The organism is Streptococcus sp. 1449, from assembly GCF_013276805.1.
Lineage (GTDB): Bacteria > Bacillota > Bacilli > Lactobacillales > Streptococcaceae > Streptococcus > Streptococcus pseudopneumoniae.
The window spans coordinates 1-21,092 of record NZ_VMLS01000039.1 but is presented as its reverse complement, the minus strand read 5'-3'; the positions used below and the strand labels follow the sequence as shown (position 1 = coordinate 21,092).

The 21,092-nt window shown below is 34.8% G+C and carries 21 protein-coding genes and 3 tRNA genes; 17 read left to right on the top strand and 7 right to left on the bottom strand.

Annotated features, from left to right (window positions below):
- Window positions 1-94 precede the first annotated feature (94 nt).
- Window positions 95-637 carry a TetR-like C-terminal domain-containing protein gene (locus tag HT687_RS07685; RefSeq protein ID WP_001158278.1) on the top strand — a complete coding sequence of 181 codons (543 nt, stop codon included), beginning with the start codon at window positions 95-97 and terminating at the stop codon, window positions 635-637.
- A 40-nt stretch (window positions 638-677) separates the two neighbouring features.
- Here HT687_RS07685 and HT687_RS07680 read toward each other — a convergent pair.
- The 7 genes from HT687_RS07680 to rlmH all read right to left on the bottom strand — a co-directional run bounded on the left by HT687_RS07680 (window position 678) and on the right by rlmH (window position 3,858).
- A tRNA-Asn gene (locus HT687_RS07680) sits at window positions 678-751 on the bottom strand.
- Between the two features lie 5 nt (window positions 752-756).
- Window positions 757-828: transfer RNA gene (locus HT687_RS07675), tRNA-Glu, on the bottom strand.
- 51 nt (window positions 829-879) lie between these two features.
- Entirely contained in the window at window positions 880-1,632 is a 753-nt protein-coding gene (gene comE, locus HT687_RS07670; protein ID WP_000866065.1) for a competence system response regulator transcription factor ComE, read from the bottom strand.
- Window positions 1,629-2,954, bottom strand: coding sequence for a competence system sensor histidine kinase ComD (gene comD, locus HT687_RS07665; RefSeq protein ID WP_001048117.1), 1,326 nt, complete (start codon window positions 2,952-2,954; stop codon window positions 1,629-1,631). The genes comE and comD overlap by 4 nt, the downstream gene beginning before the upstream one ends.
- 20 nt (window positions 2,955-2,974) lie before the next feature.
- Window positions 2,975-3,100 (bottom strand): competence-stimulating peptide ComC, encoded by a 126-nt coding sequence (comC, locus tag HT687_RS07660; RefSeq protein WP_000799687.1) that lies wholly within the window; start codon window positions 3,098-3,100, stop codon window positions 2,975-2,977.
- Window positions 3,101-3,264: 164 nt separating this feature from the next.
- Window positions 3,265-3,338, bottom strand: a tRNA-Arg gene (locus tag HT687_RS07655).
- Window positions 3,339-3,378: 40 nt separating this feature from the next.
- Entirely contained in the window at window positions 3,379-3,858 is a 480-nt protein-coding gene (rlmH, locus tag HT687_RS07650; protein WP_000695932.1) for a 23S rRNA (pseudouridine(1915)-N(3))-methyltransferase RlmH, read from the bottom strand.
- 182 nt (window positions 3,859-4,040) lie between these two features.
- Here rlmH and HT687_RS07645 point away from each other — a divergent pair, with 182 nt between their 5' ends.
- From HT687_RS07645 to HT687_RS07575, 16 genes are all read left to right on the top strand, one after another.
- Window positions 4,041-5,222, top strand: coding sequence for a S1C family serine protease (locus HT687_RS07645; RefSeq protein WP_023936253.1), 1,182 nt, complete (start codon window positions 4,041-4,043; stop codon window positions 5,220-5,222).
- A 57-nt stretch (window positions 5,223-5,279) separates the two neighbouring features.
- Window positions 5,280-6,038, top strand: coding sequence for a ParB/RepB/Spo0J family partition protein (locus tag HT687_RS07640; RefSeq protein ID WP_000410378.1), 759 nt, complete (start codon window positions 5,280-5,282; stop codon window positions 6,036-6,038).
- Between the two features lie 212 nt (window positions 6,039-6,250).
- Window positions 6,251-7,612, top strand: a complete 1,362-nt coding sequence (gene dnaA / locus HT687_RS07635) for a chromosomal replication initiator protein DnaA (protein ID WP_023936251.1) — start codon at window positions 6,251-6,253, stop codon at window positions 7,610-7,612.
- A gap of 158 nt (window positions 7,613-7,770) precedes the next feature.
- Window positions 7,771-8,907: a DNA polymerase III subunit beta gene (dnaN, locus tag HT687_RS07630; RefSeq protein ID WP_023936249.1), complete on the top strand. Its 1,137-nt coding sequence runs from the start codon at window positions 7,771-7,773 to the stop codon at window positions 8,905-8,907.
- Between the two features lie 64 nt (window positions 8,908-8,971).
- Window positions 8,972-9,166 carry a DUF951 family protein gene (locus tag HT687_RS07625; RefSeq protein ID WP_000285186.1) on the top strand — a complete coding sequence of 65 codons (195 nt, stop codon included), beginning with the start codon at window positions 8,972-8,974 and terminating at the stop codon, window positions 9,164-9,166.
- An 84-nt stretch (window positions 9,167-9,250) separates the two neighbouring features.
- Window positions 9,251-10,366 (top strand): redox-regulated ATPase YchF, encoded by a 1,116-nt coding sequence (ychF, locus tag HT687_RS07620; protein WP_001218709.1) that lies wholly within the window; start codon window positions 9,251-9,253, stop codon window positions 10,364-10,366.
- Window positions 10,367-10,437: 71 nt separating this feature from the next.
- Complete coding sequence (pth, locus tag HT687_RS07615) at window positions 10,438-11,007, top strand: aminoacyl-tRNA hydrolase (protein ID WP_000163938.1); 570 nt, start codon at window positions 10,438-10,440, stop codon at window positions 11,005-11,007.
- Entirely contained in the window at window positions 11,008-14,511 is a 3,504-nt protein-coding gene (gene mfd / locus HT687_RS07610; protein WP_054388172.1) for a transcription-repair coupling factor, read from the top strand. It abuts the gene before it with no gap.
- A gap of 57 nt (window positions 14,512-14,568) precedes the next feature.
- Window positions 14,569-14,835: an RNA-binding S4 domain-containing protein gene (locus HT687_RS07605; protein ID WP_001234978.1), complete on the top strand. Its 267-nt coding sequence runs from the start codon at window positions 14,569-14,571 to the stop codon at window positions 14,833-14,835.
- Entirely contained in the window at window positions 14,828-15,196 is a 369-nt protein-coding gene (locus tag HT687_RS07600; protein ID WP_000041903.1) for a septum formation initiator family protein, read from the top strand. The genes HT687_RS07605 and HT687_RS07600 overlap by 8 nt, the downstream gene beginning before the upstream one ends.
- A gap of 4 nt (window positions 15,197-15,200) precedes the next feature.
- Window positions 15,201-15,323, top strand: a complete 123-nt coding sequence (locus HT687_RS12200) for an SP_0009 family protein (protein ID WP_000429334.1) — start codon at window positions 15,201-15,203, stop codon at window positions 15,321-15,323.
- The gene (locus tag HT687_RS07595) at window positions 15,316-16,584 is read left to right on the top strand and encodes a serine hydrolase (protein ID WP_001224763.1); all 1,269 of its coding nucleotides are present in this window, start codon (window positions 15,316-15,318) and stop codon (window positions 16,582-16,584) included. The genes HT687_RS12200 and HT687_RS07595 overlap by 8 nt, the downstream gene beginning before the upstream one ends.
- Window positions 16,581-17,858, top strand: a complete 1,278-nt coding sequence (gene tilS, locus HT687_RS07590) for a tRNA lysidine(34) synthetase TilS (protein ID WP_054388171.1) — start codon at window positions 16,581-16,583, stop codon at window positions 17,856-17,858. Before HT687_RS07595 ends, tilS begins: the two co-directional genes overlap by 4 nt.
- A gap of 4 nt (window positions 17,859-17,862) precedes the next feature.
- Window positions 17,863-18,405 carry a hypoxanthine phosphoribosyltransferase gene (hpt, locus tag HT687_RS07585; RefSeq protein WP_000892175.1) on the top strand — a complete coding sequence of 181 codons (543 nt, stop codon included), beginning with the start codon at window positions 17,863-17,865 and terminating at the stop codon, window positions 18,403-18,405.
- Between the two features lie 15 nt (window positions 18,406-18,420).
- Window positions 18,421-20,379: an ATP-dependent zinc metalloprotease FtsH gene (ftsH, locus tag HT687_RS07580; RefSeq protein ID WP_023936238.1), complete on the top strand. Its 1,959-nt coding sequence runs from the start codon at window positions 18,421-18,423 to the stop codon at window positions 20,377-20,379.
- A 119-nt stretch (window positions 20,380-20,498) separates the two neighbouring features.
- On the top strand, window positions 20,499-20,978 hold the full coding sequence (locus tag HT687_RS07575) for a sigma-70 family RNA polymerase sigma factor (RefSeq protein ID WP_000588858.1): 480 nt from the start codon (window positions 20,499-20,501) through the stop codon (window positions 20,976-20,978).
- Window positions 20,979-21,092: the final 114 nt, after the last annotated feature.

Here is a 21,092-nt window from a genome sequence, read left to right as displayed (position 1 = left end):
TTTGATATAATAGATTATACAATAAAAAATCTAAATTACAATATAAAAAATCCATTTTTAGACATATAGTCTAATTTGTTTACAAGGAGGAAATATGCAAGAAAGTAACAAACGCTTAAAAACAAAGCGAACTATTGAAAATGCTATGGTACAATTACTAATGGAACAGCCATTTGATCAAATTTCTACTGTCAAGTTAGCAGAAAAATCCAGAATTAGCCGTTCCAGCTTCTATACGCACTATAAGGATAAGTATGATATGATTGAGCACTATCAAAGCAAGCTATTTCATACATTTGAATATATTTTTCAAAAACATGCTCATCACAAAAGAGACGCTATTTTAGAAGTTTTTGAATATCTAGAGTCAGAACCACTTCTGGCTGCCCTTCTTTCTGAAAATGGGACTAAAGAAATCCAAAATTTCTTACGAAATAAACTTCATATCATGCTCAGTACAGATTTACAAAAGCGATTTATGCAACTGAATCTAAATACCACTGAATTAGAATATAGTAGCATCTATCTAACTCATGCACTTTTTGGTGTCTGCCAAACTTGGATTGCACATGGAAAAAAAGAAAGTTCTCAAGAAATAACAAACTTCCTTATGAAAATGCTTGGTGATACAAATTGATACAAAAAGAGGAACACAGCTGTGTTCCCTTTTATCTATACTCCGCCAGTAGGACTCGAACCTACGACATCATGATTAACAGTCATGCGCTACTACCAACTGAGCTATGGCGGATAAAATAGTCCGTACGGGATTCGAACCCGTGTTACCGCCGTGAAAAGGCGGTGTCTTAACCCCTTGACCAACGGACCTTCTATCTGTAGCAGATATAACCATTATATCAATTTCTTGCTAATTGTCAATCACTTCTGAGATTTTTTCTCTAAAATATCTTTTAATTTTCTAATTTTTAATCTTGAAATAGGACAACGATGATCTTCATAGAAAACAATTTCTAGATTTTTTCGATCAATCTCTCTAATATTGCCTATATTTACCAAAAATGACTTATGAGGAGAATAAAATCGCTGAGTATGTTTGTCCTTTTCCTGAATATCTGTCATAGTACCGTAAAACTCTTTGGCAAAATTCTTACCAATAATACGTAATTTATGAGAGACTCCTGTCGTTTCAATATACAAAATATCATGGTAAGGGATTTTTAAATCATTTCCCTTGTAATTGTAGTCAAAATAATCCACCACATCTTCATTTTCAAGTAACATACTCTTCGTGTAAAAGATATTTTGCTCAATTCTCTTCTTAAACATCTCATCGTTGATATCCTTATCAACAAAATCTAGGGCTGATACCTGGTATTTATAGGTTAGAGTCGCAAACTCTGATCGACTGGTGATAAAGACGATAATAGCGTAAGGATTGTAATGACGAATGAGCTGAGCCACTTCAAATCCCTTTTTCTCAATTCCATGAATATCAATATCTAGGAAATAAAGCTGATTTACTTCATCGTTTTCAATGTATTCTTCAAATTCACGGACTTTTCCCGTTGTCTTGTATGATATTGGAATATTCGATTCTTTCGAAATTTCATCCAATATTCTCTCTAGTCTCACTTGATGTTCAATAACATCTTCTAAAATTAAAACTTTCATTCAAATTCCCTCTTACATCTAATGATTTGTCTAAATGTACTGCCTTCCATCTCTGTTTCTAAAATAATATTGTTGTACTTATCTAGTAGTTCCTTCACATTATTTAATCCGACTCCGCGATTTCTTCCCTTAGTGGAGAATCCTAAGGCAAATAGATTTCCTGAAGGAGTCATCGTCATTTTACATGAATTCTGAATCACAATCACTGTTTCAGTTTCCATCTTAATAACTGCTACTTCCATCTGCTTTTTATAACTATCAGCCGATCCTTCGACAGCATTGTTCAATAAAACACTCATAATACGAACCAAATCCAATAGTTCAATTGGGAGCTTGGTAATCGTATCTTTTACTTCCAGTGTAAACTCTACACCATTATTTCGAGCATAGACAATGGACTGAGCAACCAAACTTCGTAAAGCTGAATCTTCTATGTTGTTCAAATCAAAGTAAGTGTACTTATCTGAACGCAGTTTGTGATTAGCTTTGACCAAAACTTCATTGTAAACTCTGTCAATTTCTTGTAAATCACCACTGTCAATTGCCATCTGCATGCTGACAAGCATTCCAGCATAGTCATGTCGAAAACCACGGATTTCATTATACAGTCCGACAATTTCGTCTGTATAGTTTTGTAAATGTTTCTGTTCAAATTTCTTCTGCTTCAAAGCAATCTCTTTTTCCATTTGTTCTTTATGCGAATTCATTGCAAAGAAGGTCAAAAGTAACGAGATAAAAACAATAGATGACAAAATACTTCCAAAACTATTCAAATGTTTAACCGTACTTACCATATCTGAAACGAAAGATACAATATGGAGCAGTAGTAAGGCAAAAAATACTTTTTTCAAGAAAGGATAGAGGTAGTCTTTGTCAAAATAGGCTAGTTCCAAATGGAAATAATGAATGATTTTTAAGACAACAAAATAGGTCAACACCGTTACAACGAAAAAGAATGGGGCATGATATTGTGAAACAAAATTGTCTCCTGTTATAGAAGAGAAAGTTACGGACAGAAAGTTATGAGTGCTCTCATATAAAAGAGATAGTAGTAAACTTAGGAATAGTCCTCTATCCCTCTCATACTGTTTAATCCATCGAAAATAGGAATATAGGCCCAAAGGAAATAAAAATCTTTCAATCACTATTTCATCTAAATATAGAAGATAAAAGGAAAGTTCAAGTACTGCTTCTACTAGTAATGTATAGAGACCAAAAAAATATAGTTCCTTTGATTTTATTTGACCTTTACAAATTAAACGGTAACTGTGACTAATAATTAAAAAATGACCAATAACTGTCCCAAATCCAAATAAATTCATTACTCTTTCCCCTTATTTTATTACTTTTTTCTTGGGAAAATAAAATCACGGAGGATTTTTGGAAGTCTCATTTCCCCACCTTTAATCTTTTGCAAGTCTTTTTCCTTCAAGGCTACAAACTGTTCCAATTTAACTGTGTTTTTCATAATAAAATCTCCTAAAATGTTTTTTCTTGTAAGCTAACTTACAAAAACCATTATACAAAATGGAATTTCGTTTTAGATAAAATTCTCTCAACTGTCATTTTTTTCTCCCAAAGTGTACTTTTTTAAGAAAAAAGCCGGGAAAATTCCCAGCTTTGCTATTATATTGATCCCAGCAGGATTCGAACCTGCGACCGTTCGCTTAGAAGGCGAATGCTCTATCCAGCTGAGCTATGAGACCTAACACAATTATTCTACCAAAAATTCAATTAAAAGTCAATTTATTTATGATAGGGTGATCCCTGCTGAATCGTAAAAGCGCGATAGATTTGTTCAACAAGAACTAGTCTCATTAACTGATGGGGCAAGGTTAGGCGACCAAAACTGACAGAAAGATTGGCTCTATTTTTTACAGCTGATGACAATCCTAAACTTCCCCCAATAATAAAGGTAAGAGTAGAAAATCCTTTTATAGAAGCTTCTTCTAACTGCTTACTAAATTCTTCTGAAGAGAACATTTTCCCTTCAATAGCTAATGCAATAACAAAATCACGGTCAGCAACTTTTGATAAAATTCTCTGACCTTCTATTTCTAAAATCTTTTGATTTTCTGATTCACTGGCCTTATCTGGTGTTTTTTCATCTGATAACTCAATCATTTCAAACTTAGCAAATCTAGAAATTCGTTTTGAATACTCTGCGATACCATCTTTTAAATACTTTTCTTTCAGTTTCCCAACTGTTACAACTTTAATTTTCATGACTCTATTCTAACATATTCTCTATTTTTTCACATCTTATTCACAAAATAAAAAATAGATTTCAATTAAGAAAATCACAGCTTCAAAAGAGTTATCCACAGTTTGTGTAAAACTTTTGTGTTTAAGTTATAATTAAGCTAGTCAGTTTATACTTTCAGTAATTCAAACATATGGAGGCAAATATGAAACATCTAAAAACATTTTACAAAAAATGGTTTCAATTATTAGTCGTTATCGTCATTAGCTTTTTTAGTGGAGCCTTGGGTAGTTTTTCAATAACTCAACTAACTCAAAAAAGTAGTGTAAACAACTCTAACAACAATAGTACTATTACACAAATTGCCTATAAGAACGAAAATTCAACAACACAGGCTGTTAACAAAGTAAAAGATGCTGTTGTTTCTGTTATTACTTATTCGGCAAACAGACAAAATAGCGTATTTGGCAATGATGATACTGACACAGATTCTCAGCGAATCTCTAGTGAAGGATCTGGAGTTATTTATAAAAAGAATGATAAAGAAGCTTACATCGTCACCAACAATCACGTTATAAATGGCGCCAGCAAAGTAGATATTCGATTGTCAGATGGGACTAAAGTACCTGGAGAAATTGTCGGAGCGGACACTTTCTCTGATATTGCTGTCGTCAAAATCTCTTCAGAAAAAGTGACAACAGTAGCTGAGTTTGGTGATTCTAGTAAGTTAACTGTAGGAGAAATTGCTATTGCCATCGGTAGCCCGTTAGGTTCTGAATATGCAAATACTGTTACTCAAGGTATCGTATCTAGTCTCAATAGAAATGTATCCTTAAAATCGGAAGATGGACAAGCTATTTCTACAAAAGCCATCCAAACTGATACTGCTATTAACCCAGGTAACTCTGGCGGCCCACTGATCAATATTCAAGGGCAGGTTATCGGAATTACCTCAAGTAAAATTGCTACAAATGGAGGAACATCTGTAGAAGGTCTTGGTTTTGCAATCCCTGCAAATGATGCTATCAATATTATTGAACAGTTAGAAAAAAACGGAAAAGTGACGCGTCCAGCTTTGGGAATCCAGATGGTTAATTTATCTAATGTGAGTACAAGCGACATCAGAAGACTCAATATTCCAAGTAATGTTACATCTGGTGTAGTTGTTCGTTCGATACAAAGTAATATGCCTGCCAATGGTCACCTTGAAAAATACGATGTAATTACAAAAGTAGATGACAAAGAGATTGCTTCATCAACAGACTTACAAAGTGCTCTTTACAATCATTCTATCGGAGACACCATTAAGATCACTTACTATCGCAACGGTAAAGAAGAAACTACATCTATTAAACTTGACAAGAGTTCAGGTGATTTAGAATCTTAATTGACATCTATGTAAAGAAAGCTTTACATAAGAGAAAAGATGTGTTAGTGTAGAATCATGGAAAAATTTGAAATGATTTCTATCACAGATATACAAAAAAATCCCTATCAACCCCGAAAAGAATTTGATAGAGAAAAACTAGATGAACTAGCACAGTCTATCAAAGAAAATGGGGTCATTCAACCGATTATTGTTCGTCAATCTCCTGTTATTGGTTATGAAATCCTTGCAGGAGAGAGACGCTATCGGGCTTCACTTTTAGCTGGTCTACGGTCTATCCCAGCTGTTGTTAAACAGATTTCAGACCAAGAGATGATGGTTCAGTCCATTATTGAAAATTTACAGAGAGAAAATTTAAACCCAATAGAAGAAGCACGCGCCTATGAATCTCTCGTAGAGAAAGGATTCACCCATGCTGAAATTGCAGATAAAATGGGCAAGTCTCGTCCATATATCAGCAACTCCATTCGTTTACTTTCCTTGCCAGAACAGATTCTCTCAGAAGTAGAAAATGGCAAACTATCACAAGCCCATGCGCGTTCCCTAGTTGGGTTAAATAAGGAACAACAAGACTATTTCTTTCAACGGATTATAGAAGAAGATATTTCTGTAAGGAAGTTAGAAGCTCTTCTGACAGAGAAAAAACAAAAGAAACAGCAAAAAACGAATCATTTCATACAAAATGAAGAAAAACAGTTAAGAAAACTACTCGGATTAGATGTAGAAATTAAACTATCTAAAAAAGACAGTGGAAAAATCATTATTTCTTTTTCAAATCAAGAAGAATATAGTAGAATTATCAACAGCCTGAAATAAGGCTGTTCTTTTATTTTTTTATCTCACAAGGTTATCCACTATGTTTTTCGATAAAAAGCTTAATAAATCAATAATTTCTTCTTTTATCCCCAACCTGTGGATAAAGTTTGGTAACATTGTGGATTATTTTTCACAGCTTGTGGAAAATTCTTGCTATCTATGGTAAAATATCTCTAGTATTAAACTTTTAAATAGTAAAGGAGGAGAAAAGATTGAAAGAAAAACAATTTTGGAATCGTATATTAGAATTTGCACAAGAAAGACTGACTCGATCCATGTATGATTTCTATGCTATTCAAGCTGAACTCATCAAGGTAGAGGAAAATGTTGCCACTATATTTCTACCTCGCTCTGAAATGGAAATGGTCTGGGAAAAACAACTAAAAGATATTATTGTAGTAGCTGGTTTTGAAATTTATGACGCTGAAATAACTCCCCACTATATTTTCACCAAACCTCAAGATACGACTAGCTCACAAGTTGAAGAAGCTACAAATTTAACTCTTTATGACTATAGTCCAAAGTTAGTATCTATTCCTTATTCAGATACGGGATTAAAAGAAAAGTATACCTTTGATAACTTTATTCAAGGGGATGGAAATGTTTGGGCTGTATCAGCCGCTTTAGCTGTCTCTGAAGATTTGGCTCTGACCTATAACCCTCTTTTTATCTATGGAGGACCAGGCCTTGGTAAGACTCACTTATTAAACGCTATTGGAAATGAAATTCTAAAAAATATTCCAAATGCACGTGTCAAATACATACCTGCTGAAAGCTTTATTAATGACTTTCTTGATCACCTAAGACTTGGGGAAATGGAAAAATTTAAAAAAACCTATCGTAGTCTTGATCTTTTGTTAATCGATGATATCCAGTCACTCAGCGGAAAAAAAGTCGCAACTCAGGAAGAATTTTTCAATACCTTTAACGCCCTTCATGACAAGCAAAAACAGATTGTCCTAACCAGTGATCGTAGTCCAAAACATTTAGAAGGGCTCGAGGAGAGGCTTGTCACGCGCTTTAGTTGGGGATTGACACAAACTATCACACCCCCTGACTTTGAAACACGCATTGCCATTTTACAAAGTAAAACGGAACATTTAGGCTACAATTTCCAAAGTGATACTCTAGAATACCTAGCTGGGCAATTTGATTCAAATGTTCGAGATCTTGAGGGAGCCATAAACGACATCACTTTAATTGCCAGAGTAAAAAATATCAAGGATATCACTATTGATATTGCTGCAGAAGCTATTAGAGCTCGAAAACAAGATGTTAGCCAAATGCTCGTCATCCCAATTGACAAAATCCAAAATGAAGTTGGTAACTTCTATGGAGTTAGTGTCAAAGAAATGAAGGGAAGCAGACGCCTTCAAAACATTGTGTTAGCCCGTCAAGTAGCCATGTATTTATCTAGAGAACTAACAGATAATAGTCTTCCAAAAATTGGGAAGGAATTTGGTGGAAAAGATCATACAACAGTTATTCATGCCCATGCTAAAATTAAATCTTTGATTGATGAAGACGATAATTTACGCTTAGAAATTGAATCAATCAAAAAGAAAATCAAATAAGTTGTGGATAACTTTTACTTTATTATCTTTTTTATCCACATTTTTTAAACAAGCCAAAAAACTTGATATGACTTGTTTAAAGTCTGTTTTCCACAGATTTCACAGACTCTATTATTACTATTATCCTTCTAATACTAAAAATAAATAAAGGAGAATCCATGATTCATTTTTCAATTAATAAAAATTTATTTCTACAAGCCTTAAATACAACTAAAAGAGCTATTAGTTCTAAAAATGCCATTCCTATTTTATCAACTGTCAAAATTGACGTGACCAATGAAGGTGTTACTTTAATTGGTTCAAATGGTCAAATTTCAATTGAAAATTTTATTTCTCAAAAAAATGAAGATGCTGGTCTATTAATTACTTCTTTAGGTTCGATCCTTCTTGAAGCTTCTTTCTTTATCAATGTGGTATCTAGCCTACCTGATGTAACTCTTGATTTTAAAGAAATTGAACAAAATCAAATTGTTTTAACCAGCGGCAAATCAGAAATTACCTTAAAAGGAAAAGATAGTGAACAGTATCCACGAATCCAAGAAATTTCAGCAAGCACTCCTTTGGTTCTTGAAACAAAATTGCTCAAGAAAATTATCAATGAAACAGCTTTTGCTGCAAGTACACAAGAAAGTCGTCCAATTTTAACAGGTGTTCATTTTGTATTGAGTCAGCATAAGGAGCTAAAAACAGTGGCAACAGACTCTCATCGTCTAAGCCAGAAAAAATTAATGCTTGAGAAAAATAGTGATGATTTTGATGTCGTGATTCCTAGCCGTTCTCTACGCGAATTTTCAGTGGTATTTACAGATGATATCGAAACTGTAGAGATTTTCTTTGCCAATAACCAAATCCTCTTTAGAAGCGAAAATATTAGCTTCTATACTCGTCTCCTAGAAGGAAACTATCCTGATACAGATCGCTTGATTCCAACAGACTTTAACACTACAATTACTTTTGATGTGGTAAACTTACGTCAGTCAATGGAGCGTGCCCGTCTTTTATCAAGTGCGACTCAAAATGGTACTGTGAAACTTGAAATTAAAGATGGGGTTGTTAGCGCCCATGTTCACTCTCCAGAAGTTGGTAAAGTAAACGAAGAAATCGATACTGATCAGGTTACTGGTGAAGATTTGACCATTAGTTTCAACCCAACTTACTTGATTGATTCTCTTAAAGCTTTAAATAGCGAAAAGGTGACCATTAGCTTTATATCAGCTGTTCGTCCATTTACTCTTGTGCCAGCAGATACTGACGAAGACTTCATGCAGCTCATTACACCAGTTCGTACAAATTAAGTGAAAGAGGTTGAGCTTAGCTCGCCTCTTTTATGATATAATCGAAAAAGAAAAGGAGAATAGTATGTATCAAGTTGGAAATTTTGTTGAAATGAAAAAACCACATGCTTGCACCATCAAGTCAACAGGAAAAAAAGCTAATCGTTGGGAAATTACACGTGTAGGAGCAGATATCAAAATAAAATGCAGTAATTGTGACCATGTTGTCATGATGGGACGCTATGATTTTGATCGAAAAATGAATAAAATTATTGACTGAGAACCCTTAGTTAGAGAGTGAGCAAGTTTTTCCTTTTTGTGTTATAATATTAGGGATTGAAATGAAAACGGAGAATGAGAAAATATGGCTTTAACAGCAGGTATCGTTGGTTTGCCAAACGTTGGTAAATCAACACTATTTAATGCAATTACAAAAGCAGGAGCAGAGGCAGCTAACTACCCATTTGCGACGATTGATCCAAACGTTGGAATGGTTGAAGTTCCAGATGAACGTCTACAAAAATTGACTGAAATGATTACTCCTAAAAAGACAGTTCCAACCACATTTGAATTTACAGATATCGCAGGAATTGTAAAAGGAGCTTCAAAAGGAGAAGGGCTAGGGAATAAATTCTTGGCCAATATTCGTGAAGTAGATGCGATTGTTCACGTAGTTCGTGCTTTTGATGATGAAAATGTGATGCGCGAGCAAGGACGTGAAGACGCCTTTGTAGATCCACTTGCCGATATTGACACCATTAACCTAGAATTGATTCTTGCTGACTTAGAATCGGTGAACAAACGATATGCGCGTGTAGAAAAGATGGCACGTACGCAAAAAGATAAAGAATCAGTAGCTGAGTTTAATGTTCTTCAAAAGATTAAACCAGTCCTTGAAGATGGGAAATCAGCTCGAACTATTGAATTTACAGATGAGGAACAAAAGGTTGTAAAAGGTCTTTTCCTTTTGACGACTAAACCAGTGCTCTATGTTGCTAATGTTGACGAGGATGTGGTTTCAGAACCTGACTCTATCGACTATGTCAAACAAATTCGTGAATTTGCAGCGACAGAAAATGCTGAAGTAGTCGTCATTTCTGCGCGTGCTGAGGAAGAAATTTCTGAATTGGACGATGAAGATAAAAAAGAGTTTCTTGAAGCCATTGGTTTGACAGAATCAGGTGTAGATAAGTTGACGCGTGCAGCTTACCACTTGCTTGGATTGGGAACTTACTTCACAGCTGGTGAAAAAGAAGTTCGCGCTTGGACTTTCAAACGTAGTATGAAGGCTCCTCAAGCAGCTGGGATTATCCACTCAGACTTTGAAAAAGGATTTATTCGTGCAGTAACCATGTCATATGAGGATTTAGTGAAATACGGATCTGAAAAGGCCGTAAAAGAAGCTGGACGCTTGCGTGAAGAAGGAAAAGAATATATCGTTCAAGATGGCGATATCATGGAATTCCGCTTTAATGTCTAAAAAATTAATAAATGGTGTCAATTAGGTTGGAAAAAAATTCCAACCCTTTTGGCTTTTGAAAGGAAAAATAAATGACCAAATTACTTGTAGGCTTGGGAAATCCAGGAGATAAATATTTTGAAACAAAACACAATGTTGGATTTATGTTGATTGACCAACTAGCGAAAAAACAAAATGTCACTTTTACACATGATAAGATATTTCAAGCTGACCTAGCATCCTTTTTCCTAAATGGAGAAAAAATTTATCTTGTCAAACCAACGACATTTATGAATGAAAGTGGAAAAGCGGTTCATGCTTTATTGACTTATTATGGTTTGGATATTGAAGATTTACTCATCATTTACGATGATCTTGACATGGAAGTTGGAAAGATTCGTTTAAGAGCAAAAGGTTCAGCAGGTGGTCATAATGGTATCAAGTCTATTATTCAACATATTGGAACCCAAACCTTTAATCGTGTTAAGATTGGAATCGGAAGACCTAAAAATGGCATGTCAGTTGTTAACCATGTTTTGAGTACCTTTGACAAGGATGATTATATCGGTATTTTACAGTCTATTGACAAAGTTGACGACTCTGTAAACTACTATTTACAAGAGAAAAACTTTGAAAAAACGATGCAGAGGTATAACGGATAAATGGTGACCTTATTAGATTTATTCTCAGAAAATGATCAGATAAAAAAATGGCATCAAAATCTGACAGATAAGAAAAGACAATTAATGTTAGGTTTGTCAACTTCTACAAAAGCTTTAGCAATAGCTAGTAGTTTGAGACAGGAAGATAAGATTGTGTTATTGACGTCAACTTATGGAGAAGCAGAAGGACTTGTTAGTGATCTTCTATCTATCTTGGGTGAGGAATTTGTCTATCCATTTTTGGTAGATGACTCCCCTATGGTAGAATTTTTGATGTCTTCACAAGAAAAAATCATTTCACGGGTTGAAGCCTTGCGTTTTTTGACTGATTCATCTAAGAAAGGGATTTTAGTTTGTAATATCGCAGCAAGTCGATTGATTTTACCGTCTCCAAATGTATTCAAAGATAGTATTGTAAAAATCTCAATCGGTGAAGAATATGATCAACACGCGATTATCCATCAGTTGAAGGAAATTGGCTATCGAAAAGTTACACAAGTACAAACTCAAGGCGAATTTAGTCTTCGAGGAGATATTTTAGATATTTTTGAAATATCCCAGTTAGAACCTTGCCGAATTGAGTTTTTTGGTGATGAAATTGATGGTATCAGGTCATTTGAAGTAGAAACACAATTATCGAAAGAAAATAAGACAGAACTCACCATATTTCCAGCTAGCGACATAATTTTGAGAGAAAAGGATTATCAACGAGGTCAGTCAGCTTTAGAAAAACAGATTTCAAAAACGTTATCACCTATTTTAAAATCATACTTAGAAGAAATTCTTTCAAGTTTTCACCAAAAACAAATGCATTCTGATTCACGGAAATTTTTATCTTTATGCTATGATAAGACATGGACTGTATTTGATTATATTGAAAAAAACATACCAATATTCTTTGATGATTATCAAAAATTGATGAATCAGTATGAAGTCTTTGAAAGAGAATTAGCGCAGTACTTTACAGAAGAATTACAGAATAGTAAAGCATTTTCTGATATGCAGTATTTTGCTGATATTGAACAAATCTATAAAAAACAAAGTCCGGTGACTTTTTTCTCTAATCTTCAAAAGGGACTAGGAAATCTCAAGTTTGACCAAATTTATCAATTTAATCAATATCCTATGCAGGAGTTTTTCAATCAATTTTCTTTTTTAAAAGAAGAAATTGAACGATACAAAAAAATGGATTACACTATTATCCTGCAATCTAGCAATTCAATGGGAAGTAAAACATTGGAGGATATGTTAGAGGAATATCAGATTAAATTGGATTCCAGAGATAAGTCAAGAATCTATCAACAATCTGTAAACTTAATTGAGAGTAACCTAAGACATGGTTTTCATTTTGTAGATGAAAAGATTTTATTGATAACTGAACATGAGATTTTTCAAAAGAAATTGAAACGTCGTTTTCGAAGACAGCATGTTTCAAACGCAGAGAGATTAAAAGATTACAATGAACTTGAAAAAGGAGATTACGTTGTTCACCATATTCATGGGATTGGTCAATATCTAGGAATTGAAACAATTGAAATCAAGGGGATTCACCGTGATTATGTTAGTGTTCAATACCAAAACGGGGATCAAATCTCTATCCCAGTAGAACAGATTCATCTACTGTCTAAATATGTTTCAAGTGATGGGAAAGCTCCAAAACTCAATAAATTAAATGACGGTCATTTTAAAAAAGCAAAGCAAAAAGTTAAGAACCAGGTAGAGGATATAGCAGACGATTTAATCAAACTCTATTCTGAGCGTAGTCAGTTGAAGGGTTTTGCTTTTTCAGCTGATGATGAAGATCAACATGCTTTTGATGATGCATTTCCTTATGTTGAAACGGATGATCAACTTCGTAGTATTGAGGAAATCAAGAGGGATATGCAAGATTCTCAGCCAATGGATAGGCTATTGGTTGGGGATGTTGGTTTTGGAAAGACTGAAGTTGCAATGCGTGCAGCCTTTAAGGCTGTCAATGATCACAAACAGGTTGTCGTTCTAGTTCCGACGACGGTTTTAGCGCAACAGCACTATACGAATTTTAAGGAACGATTCCAAAATTTTGCAGTTAATATTGATGTGTTGAGTCGCTTTAGAAGTAAAAAAGAGCAGACTGAAACACTTGAAAAATTGAAAAACGGTCAAGTCGATATTTTAATTGGAACACATCGTGTTCTGTCAAAAGATGTTGTGTTTTCTGATTTGGGCTTGATGATTATTGATGAAGAACAACGATTTGGTGTCAAGCACAAGGAAACCTTGAAAGAGTTGAAGAAACAAGTGGATGTCCTAACTTTGACCGCTACGCCAATCCCTCGTACCCTCCATATGTCTATGTTGGGAATCAGAGATTTGTCTGTTATTGAAACTCCGCCGACTAATCGTTATCCTGTTCAGACCTATGTTTTGGAAAAGAATGATAGTGTCATTCGTGATGCTGTTTTGCGTGAAATGGAGCGTGGAGGTCAAGTTTACTATCTTTACAATAAAGTTGACACGATTGACCAGAAGGTTTCAGAATTACAGGAGTTGATTCCAGAGGCTTCGATTGGTTATGTTCACGGACAAATGAGTGAAATCCAGTTGGAAAATACTCTACTAGACTTTATTGAGGGACAATACGATATCTTGGTGACGACTACCATTATTGAGACAGGGGTGGACATTCCAAATGCCAATACTTTGTTTATTGAAAATGCAGACCATATGGGCTTGTCAACCTTGTATCAGTTAAGAGGAAGAGTCGGCCGTAGTAATCGTATTGCTTATGCCTATCTCATGTATCGTCCAGAAAAATCGATTAGTGAAGTCTCTGAAAAGAGATTAGAAGCGATTAAAGGATTTACAGAATTGGGATCCGGATTTAAGATTGCTATGCGAGATCTTTCGATTCGTGGAGCAGGGAATCTCCTAGGAAAATCCCAGTCTGGTTTCATTGATTCTGTTGGTTTTGAATTGTATTCGCAGTTATTAGAGGAAGCTATTGCTAAACGAAACGGTAATGCTAACACAAGAACCAAAGGGAATGCTGAGTTGATTTTGCAAATTGATGCCTATCTTCCTGATACTTATATTTCTGATCAACGACATAAGATTGAAATTTACAAGAAAATTCGTCAAATTGACAGCTGTGTCAATTATGAAGAGTTACAAGAGGAGTTGATAGACCGTTTTGGAGAATACCCAGATGTAGTTGCTTATCTTTTAGAGATTGGTTTAGTCAAGTCATATTTGGACAAGGTCTTTGTTCAACGTGTGGAAAGAAAAGATAATAAAATTACAATTCAATTTGAAAAAGTCACTCAACGACTGTTTTTAGCTCAAGATTATTTTAAATCTTTATCCGCAACGAACTTAAAAGCAGGCATCGCTGAGAATAAGGGATCAATGGAGCTTGTATTTGATGTCCGAAATAAGAAAGATTATGAAATTTTAGAAGGTCTGCTGATTTTTGGAGAAAGTTTATTAGAGATAAAAGAGTCTAAGAAAGAAAATTCCATTTGATATTTTTCTTCTATAAAGTAGATAAAAATGGTACAATAATAAGTTGAGGTAATAAGGATGAGATTAGACAAATATTTAAAAGTATCACGAATTATCAAGCGTCGTACAGTCGCAAAGGAAGTAGCAGATAAAGGCAGAATTAAGGTTAATGGAATCTTGGCCAAAAGTTCAACGGATTTGAAAGTTAATGACCAAGTTGAAATTCGCTTTGGCAATAAGTTGCTACTTGTAAAAGTACTGGAGATGAAAGATAGTACAAAAAAAGAAGATGCAGCAGGCATGTATGAAATTATCAGTGAAACACGGGTAGAAGAAAATGTCTAAAAATATTGTACAATTGAATAATTCTTTTATTCAAAATGAACACCAACGTCGTCGCTACCTGATGAAAGAACGACAAAAACGGAATCGTTTTATGGGGTGGGTATTGATTTTGATTATGCTATTATTTATCTTGCCAACTTTTAATTTAGCGCAGAGCTATCAGCAATTACTCCAAAGACGTCAGCAATTAGCAGACTTGCAAACTCAGTATCAAACCTTGAGTGATGAAAAGGATAAGGAGACAGCATTTGCTACCAAGTTGAAAGATGAGGATTATGCTGCCAAATATACACGAGCGAAGTACTATTATTCTAAGTCGAGGGAAATAGTTTATACGATTCCTGACTTGCTTCAAAGGTGATAAAATGGAAAATTTATTAGATGTAATTGAGCAATTTTTGAGTTTATCAGATGAAAAGCTGGAAGAATTGGCTGATAAAAATCAATTATTGCGTTTACAAGAAGAAAAGGAAAGGAAGAATGCGTAAATTCTTAATTATTTTGTTGCTACCGAGTTTTTTGACCATCTCAAAAGTCGTTAGCACAGAAAAAGAAGTCGTCTATACTTCGAAAGAAATTTATTACCTTTCACAATCTGACTTTGGTATTTATTTTAGAGAAAAGCTAAGTTCTCCTATGGTTTATGGAGAAGTTCCTGTCTATGCGAATGAAGATTTAGTAGTGGAATCTGGAAAATTGACTCCTAAAACAAGTTTTCAAATAACCGAGTGGCGCTTAAATAAACAAGGAATTCCGGTATTTAAGCTATCAAATCATCAATTTATAGCTGCGGACAAACGATTTTTATATGATCAGTCAGAGGTAACTTCAACAATAAAAAAAGTATGGTTAGAATCTGACTTTAAACTGTATAATAGCCCTTATGATTTAAAAGAAGTGAAATCATCCTTATCAGCTTATTCGCAAGTATCAATCGACAAAACCATGTTTGTAGAAGGAAGAGAATTTCTACATATTGATCAGGTTGGATGGGTAGCTAAAGAATCAACTTCTGAAGAAGATAATCGGATGAGTAAAGTCCAAGAAATGTTATCGGAAAAATATCAGAAGGATTCATTCTCTATTTATGTTAAGCAACTGACTACTGGAAAAGAAGCAGGTATCAATCAAGATGAAAAGATGTATGCAGCTAGCGTTTTGAAACTCCCTTATCTCTATTATGCGCAAGAAAAAATAAATGATGGTCTTTATCAGTTAGATACGACTGTAAAATACGTATCTGCAGTCAATGATTTTCCAGGTTCTTATAAACCAGAGGGAAGTGGTAGTCTTCCTAAAAAAGAGGATAATAAAGAGTATTCTCTCAAGGACTTAATCACAAAAGTATCTAAAGAATCTGATAATGTAGCTCATAATCTATTGGGTTATTACATTTCAAACCAATCTGATGCCACATTCAAATCCAAGATGTCTGCCATTATGGGAGATGATTGGAATCCAAAAGAAAAATTGATTTCTTCCAAGATGGCCGGGAAGGTCATGGAAGCTATTTATAATCAAAATGGATTTGTGCTAGAGTCTTTGACTAAAACAGATTTTGATAATCAGCGAATTGCCAAAGGTGTTTCTGTGAAGGTAGCTCATAAAATTGGGGATGCGGACGAATTTAAGCATGATACGGGTGTTATCTACGCAGATTTTCCATTTATTCTTTCTATTTTCACTAAGAATTCTGATTATGATACGATTTCTCAGATAGCCAAGGATGTTTATGAGGTTCTAAAATGAGAGAACAAGATTTTTTAAATCATTTTCTCAAGAGAGGATATTTTAAAAAGCATACTAAGGTGGTGCTAGCTCTTTCTGGTGGATTAGATTCTATGTTTCTATTTAAGGTATTGTTTACTTATCAAAAAGAGTTAGAGATTGAATTGATTCTGGCTCATGTGAATCATAAGCAGAGAATTGAATCAGATTGGGAAGAACAGGAATTAAGGAAGTTGGCTGCTGAATCTGGACTTCCTATTTATGTCAGCAATTTTTCAGGAGAATTTTCAGAAGCGCGTGCACGAAATTTTCGCTATGATTTTTTTCAAGAGGTCATGAAAAAGACAGGTGCGACAGCCTTAGTCACTGCCCACCATGCGGATGACCAGGTGGAAACGATTTTGATGCGCTTGATTCGAGGTACTCGCTTGCGCTATCTATCAGGAATTAAGGAGAAGCAAGTAGTCGGAGAGATAGAAATCATTCGTCCCTTCTTGCATTTTCAGAAAAAAGACTTTCCATCAATTTTTCACTTTGAAGATACATCAAATCAGGAGAATCATTATTTTCGAAATCGTATTCGAAACTCTTACTTACCAGAATTGGAAAAAGAAAATCCTCGATTTAGGGATGCAATCTTAGGCATTGGCAATGAAATTTTAGATTATGATTTGGCAATAGCTGAATTATCTAACAATATTAATGTGGAAGATTTACAGCAGTTATTTTCTTACTCTGAGTCTACACAAAGAGTTTTACTTCAAACTTATCTGAATCGTTTTCCAGATTTGAATCTTACAAAAGCTCAGTTTGCTGAAGTTCAGCAGATTTTAAAATCTAAAAGCCAGTATCGTCATCCGATTAAAAATGGCTATGAATTGATAAAAGAGTACCAACAGTTTCAGATTTGTAAAATCAGTCCGCAGGCTGATGAAAAGGAAGATGAACTTGTGTTACACTATCAAAATCAGGTAGCTTATCAAGGATATTTATTTTCTTTTGGACTTCCATTAGAAGGTGAATCAATTCAACAAATACCTGTTTCACGTGAAACATCCATACACATTCGTCATCGAAAAACAGGAGATGTTTTGATTCAAAATGGGCATAGAAAAAAACTCAGACGTTTATTTATTGATTTGAAAATCCCTATGGAAAAGCGAAAATCTGCTCTGATTATTGAGCAATTTGGTGAAATTGTCTCAATTTTGGGAATTGCGACCAGTAATTTGAGTAAAAACACGAAAAATGATATAATGAACACTGTACTTTATATAGAAAAAATAGATAGGTAAAAAAATGTTAGAAAACGATATTAAAAAAATTCTCGTTTCACACGATGAAATTACAGAAGCTGCTAAAAAATTAGGTGCTCAACTCACTAAAGACTATGCAGGAAAAAATCCAATCTTAGTCGGGATTTTAAAAGGATCTATTCCTTTTATGGCTGAATTGGTTAAACATATTGATACACATATTGAAATGGACTTCATGATGGTTTCTAGCTACCATGGTGGAACAGCAAGTAGTGGTGTTATCAATATTAAACAAGATGTGACTCAAGATATCAAAGGAAGACATGTTCTATTTGTAGAAGATATCATTGATACAGGTCAAACTTTGAAGAATTTGCGAGATATGTTTATTGCAAGAGAAGCAGCTTCTGTTAAGATTGCAACCTTGTTGGATAAACCAGAAGGACGTGTTGTAGAAATTGAGGCAGACTATACCTGCTTTACTATCCCAAATGAGTTTGTAGTAGGTTATGGTTTAGACTACAAAGAAAATTATCGTAATCTTCCTTATGTTGGAGTATTGAAAGAAGAAGTGTATTCAAATTAGAAAGAATAATTTTTAATGAAAAAACAAAATAATGGTTTAATTAAAAATCCATTTCTATGGTTATTACTTATTTTTTTCCTAGTTACAGCTTACCAGTATTTTAGTACAGGTAGTGTTGCAGGGAAAAGTGAGCAAATTAATTATACAGAATTGGTAAAAGAAATTACCGATGACAATGTAAAAGAATTAACCTACCAACCAAATGGCAGTGTTATCGAAGTTTCGGGTGTCTATAAAAATCCTAAAACAAGTAAAGAAGAAACAGGCATTCAGTTCTTTTCTCCATCTGTTACAACAGTAGAGAAATTTTCAAGTATTATTCTTCCCTCTGATACCACAGTATCAGAATTGCAAAAACTTGCTTCGGACCATAAAGCAGAAGTAACTATTAAGCATGAAAGTTCAAGTGGTATGTGGATTAATCTACTCGTATCCATTGTGCCATTTGGAATTCTATTCTTCTTCCTATTCTCTATGATGGGAAATATGGGGGGAGGCAATGGTCGTAACCCAATGAGTTTTGGACGTAGTAAGGCTAAAGCTGCAAATAAAGAGGATATTAAAGTAAGATTTTCAGATGTTGCTGGAGCTGAGGAAGAAAAGCAAGAACTAGTTGAAGTTGTTGAATTCTTAAAAGATCCAAAACGATTTACAAAACTTGGAGCCCGTATTCCAGCAGGTGTTCTTTTGGAGGGGCCTCCGGGAACAGGTAAAACTTTGCTTGCTAAAGCAGTCGCCGGAGAAGCAGGTGTTCCATTCTTGAGTATCTCAGGTTCTGATTTTGTAGAAATGTTTGTCGGAGTTGGAGCTAGTCGTGTTCGTTCTCTTTTTGAAGATGCCAAAAAAGCAGCGCCAGCTATCATCTTTATCGATGAAATTGATGCTGTTGGTCGCCAACGTGGTGTCGGCCTCGGTGGAGGAAATGATGAACGTGAGCAAACCTTGAACCAACTCTTGATTGAGATGGATGGTTTTGAGGGAAATGAAGGGATTATCGTCATTGCTGCGACAAACCGTTCAGATGTACTAGACCCTGCCCTTTTACGTCCAGGACGTTTTGATAGAAAAGTATTGGTTGGTCGCCCTGATGTTAAAGGTCGTGAAGCAATCTTGAAAGTTCATGCTAAGAACAAGCCTTTAGCAGAAGATGTTGATTTGAAATTAGTGGCTCAACAAACTCCAGGCTTTGTTGGTGCTGATTTAGAGAATGTCTTGAATGAAGCAGCCTTGGTTGCTGCTCGTCGCAATAAATCGATAATTGATGCTTCAGATATTGATGAAGCAGAAGATAGAGTGATTGCTGGACCTTCTAAGAAAGATAAGACAGTTTCACAAAAAGAACGTGAATTGGTTGCCTACCATGAGGCAGGACATACCATTGTTGGCCTAGTCTTATCGAATGCCCGCGTTGTTCATAAGGTTACAATTGTACCAAGAGGCCGTGCAGGCGGATACATGATTGCACTTCCTAAAGAAGATCAAATGCTTCTATCTAAAGAAGATATGAAAGAGCAATTGGCTGGCTTAATGGGTGGACGTGTAGCTGAAGAAATTATCTTTAATGTCCAAACTACAGGAGCTTCAAACGACTTTGAACAGGCGACACAAATGGCGCGTGCAATGGTTACAGAGTACGGTATGAGTGAAAAACTTGGCCCAGTACAATATGAAGGAAATCATGCTATGTTTGGTGCACAGAGTCCTCAAAAATCAATTTCAGAACAAACAGCTTATGAAATTGACGAAGAGGTTCGTTTATTATTGAATGAAGCACGAAATAAAGCTGCTGAAATTATTCAGTCAAATCGTGAAACTCACAAGTTGATTGCAGAAGCACTATTGAAATACGAAACATTGGATAGTACACAAATTAAATCTCTCTATGAAACAGGAAAGATGCCTGAAGCAGTAGAAGAGGAATCTCATGCATTATCTTATGATGAAGTAAAGTCAAAAATGAATGATGAAAAATAACCCAAAGAGAGGCAAGACCTCTCTTTTTTGTGCAGTTGAGGAGCTAAAGGGTGCAGAATGGATGAAATGTACCAAAAGTGTTTCTAATCTGTTAGACTGTATCTAGAAAGGGGAAAATTATGATTAAAGAATTGTATGAAGAAGTCCAAGGGACTGTGTATAAGTGTAGAAATGAATATTACCTTCATTTATGGGAATTGTCGGATTGGGACCAAGAGGGAATGATATGTCTATATGAATTGATTAGTAAAGAAGAAGGATTAGTAGAAGATATCTCTCGTTTAAGGAAATATTTTAAGACTAAGTTTCGGAATCGAATTCTAGACTATATCCGTAAACAAGAAAGCTACAAACGAAGATATAATAAAGAACCATATGAAGAAGTAGGTGAGATTAGTCATCGTATAAGCGAGGGAGGTCTGTGGATAGATGACTATTATCTCTTTTATGAAACACTAAGAGATTATAGAAACAAACAAAGTAAAGAGAAACAAGAAGAGCTAGAACGCATTTTAAGAAATGAACGATTCCGAGGGCGTCAAAGAGTGTTAAGAGACTTACGTATTGTGTTTAAAGAGTTTGACATCCGTAGCCGGTAAGAAGCAATGCAAAAAAATGAAAAAAATAGGAAAAGGTGTGTCAATCGAAAGTGATGATGCCCCAAAAAATGGTGAGATTGAGGGCAATTATTTTGCTTTCATTTGACACTAGAA

Coding starts and splice junctions, on each gene's coding strand:
- HT687_RS07685 (WP_001158278.1), top strand. CDS start 95: ATGCAAGAAAGTAACAAACGCTTAAAAACAAAGCGAACTATTGAAAAT.
- comE (WP_000866065.1), bottom strand. CDS start 1,632: ATGAAAGTTTTAATTTTAGAAGATGTTATTGAACATCAAGTGAGACTA.
- comD (WP_001048117.1), bottom strand. CDS start 2,954: ATGAATTTATTTGGATTTGGGACAGTTATTGGTCATTTTTTAATTATT.
- comC (WP_000799687.1), bottom strand. CDS start 3,100: ATGAAAAACACAGTTAAATTGGAACAGTTTGTAGCCTTGAAGGAAAAA.
- rlmH (WP_000695932.1), bottom strand. CDS start 3,858: ATGAAAATTAAAGTTGTAACAGTTGGGAAACTGAAAGAAAAGTATTTA.
- HT687_RS07645 (WP_023936253.1), top strand. CDS start 4,041: ATGAAACATCTAAAAACATTTTACAAAAAATGGTTTCAATTATTAGTC.
- HT687_RS07640 (WP_000410378.1), top strand. CDS start 5,280: ATGGAAAAATTTGAAATGATTTCTATCACAGATATACAAAAAAATCCC.
- dnaN (WP_023936249.1), top strand. CDS start 7,771: ATGATTCATTTTTCAATTAATAAAAATTTATTTCTACAAGCCTTAAAT.
- HT687_RS07625 (WP_000285186.1), top strand. CDS start 8,972: ATGTATCAAGTTGGAAATTTTGTTGAAATGAAAAAACCACATGCTTGC.
- ychF (WP_001218709.1), top strand. CDS start 9,251: ATGGCTTTAACAGCAGGTATCGTTGGTTTGCCAAACGTTGGTAAATCA.
- pth (WP_000163938.1), top strand. CDS start 10,438: ATGACCAAATTACTTGTAGGCTTGGGAAATCCAGGAGATAAATATTTT.
- mfd (WP_054388172.1), top strand. CDS start 11,008: ATGGTGACCTTATTAGATTTATTCTCAGAAAATGATCAGATAAAAAAA.
- HT687_RS07605 (WP_001234978.1), top strand. CDS start 14,569: ATGAGATTAGACAAATATTTAAAAGTATCACGAATTATCAAGCGTCGT.
- HT687_RS07600 (WP_000041903.1), top strand. CDS start 14,828: ATGTCTAAAAATATTGTACAATTGAATAATTCTTTTATTCAAAATGAA.
- HT687_RS12200 (WP_000429334.1), top strand. CDS start 15,201: ATGGAAAATTTATTAGATGTAATTGAGCAATTTTTGAGTTTATCAGAT.
- HT687_RS07595 (WP_001224763.1), top strand. CDS start 15,316: ATGCGTAAATTCTTAATTATTTTGTTGCTACCGAGTTTTTTGACCATC.
- tilS (WP_054388171.1), top strand. CDS start 16,581: ATGAGAGAACAAGATTTTTTAAATCATTTTCTCAAGAGAGGATATTTT.
- hpt (WP_000892175.1), top strand. CDS start 17,863: ATGTTAGAAAACGATATTAAAAAAATTCTCGTTTCACACGATGAAATT.
- ftsH (WP_023936238.1), top strand. CDS start 18,421: ATGAAAAAACAAAATAATGGTTTAATTAAAAATCCATTTCTATGGTTA.
- HT687_RS07575 (WP_000588858.1), top strand. CDS start 20,499: ATGATTAAAGAATTGTATGAAGAAGTCCAAGGGACTGTGTATAAGTGT.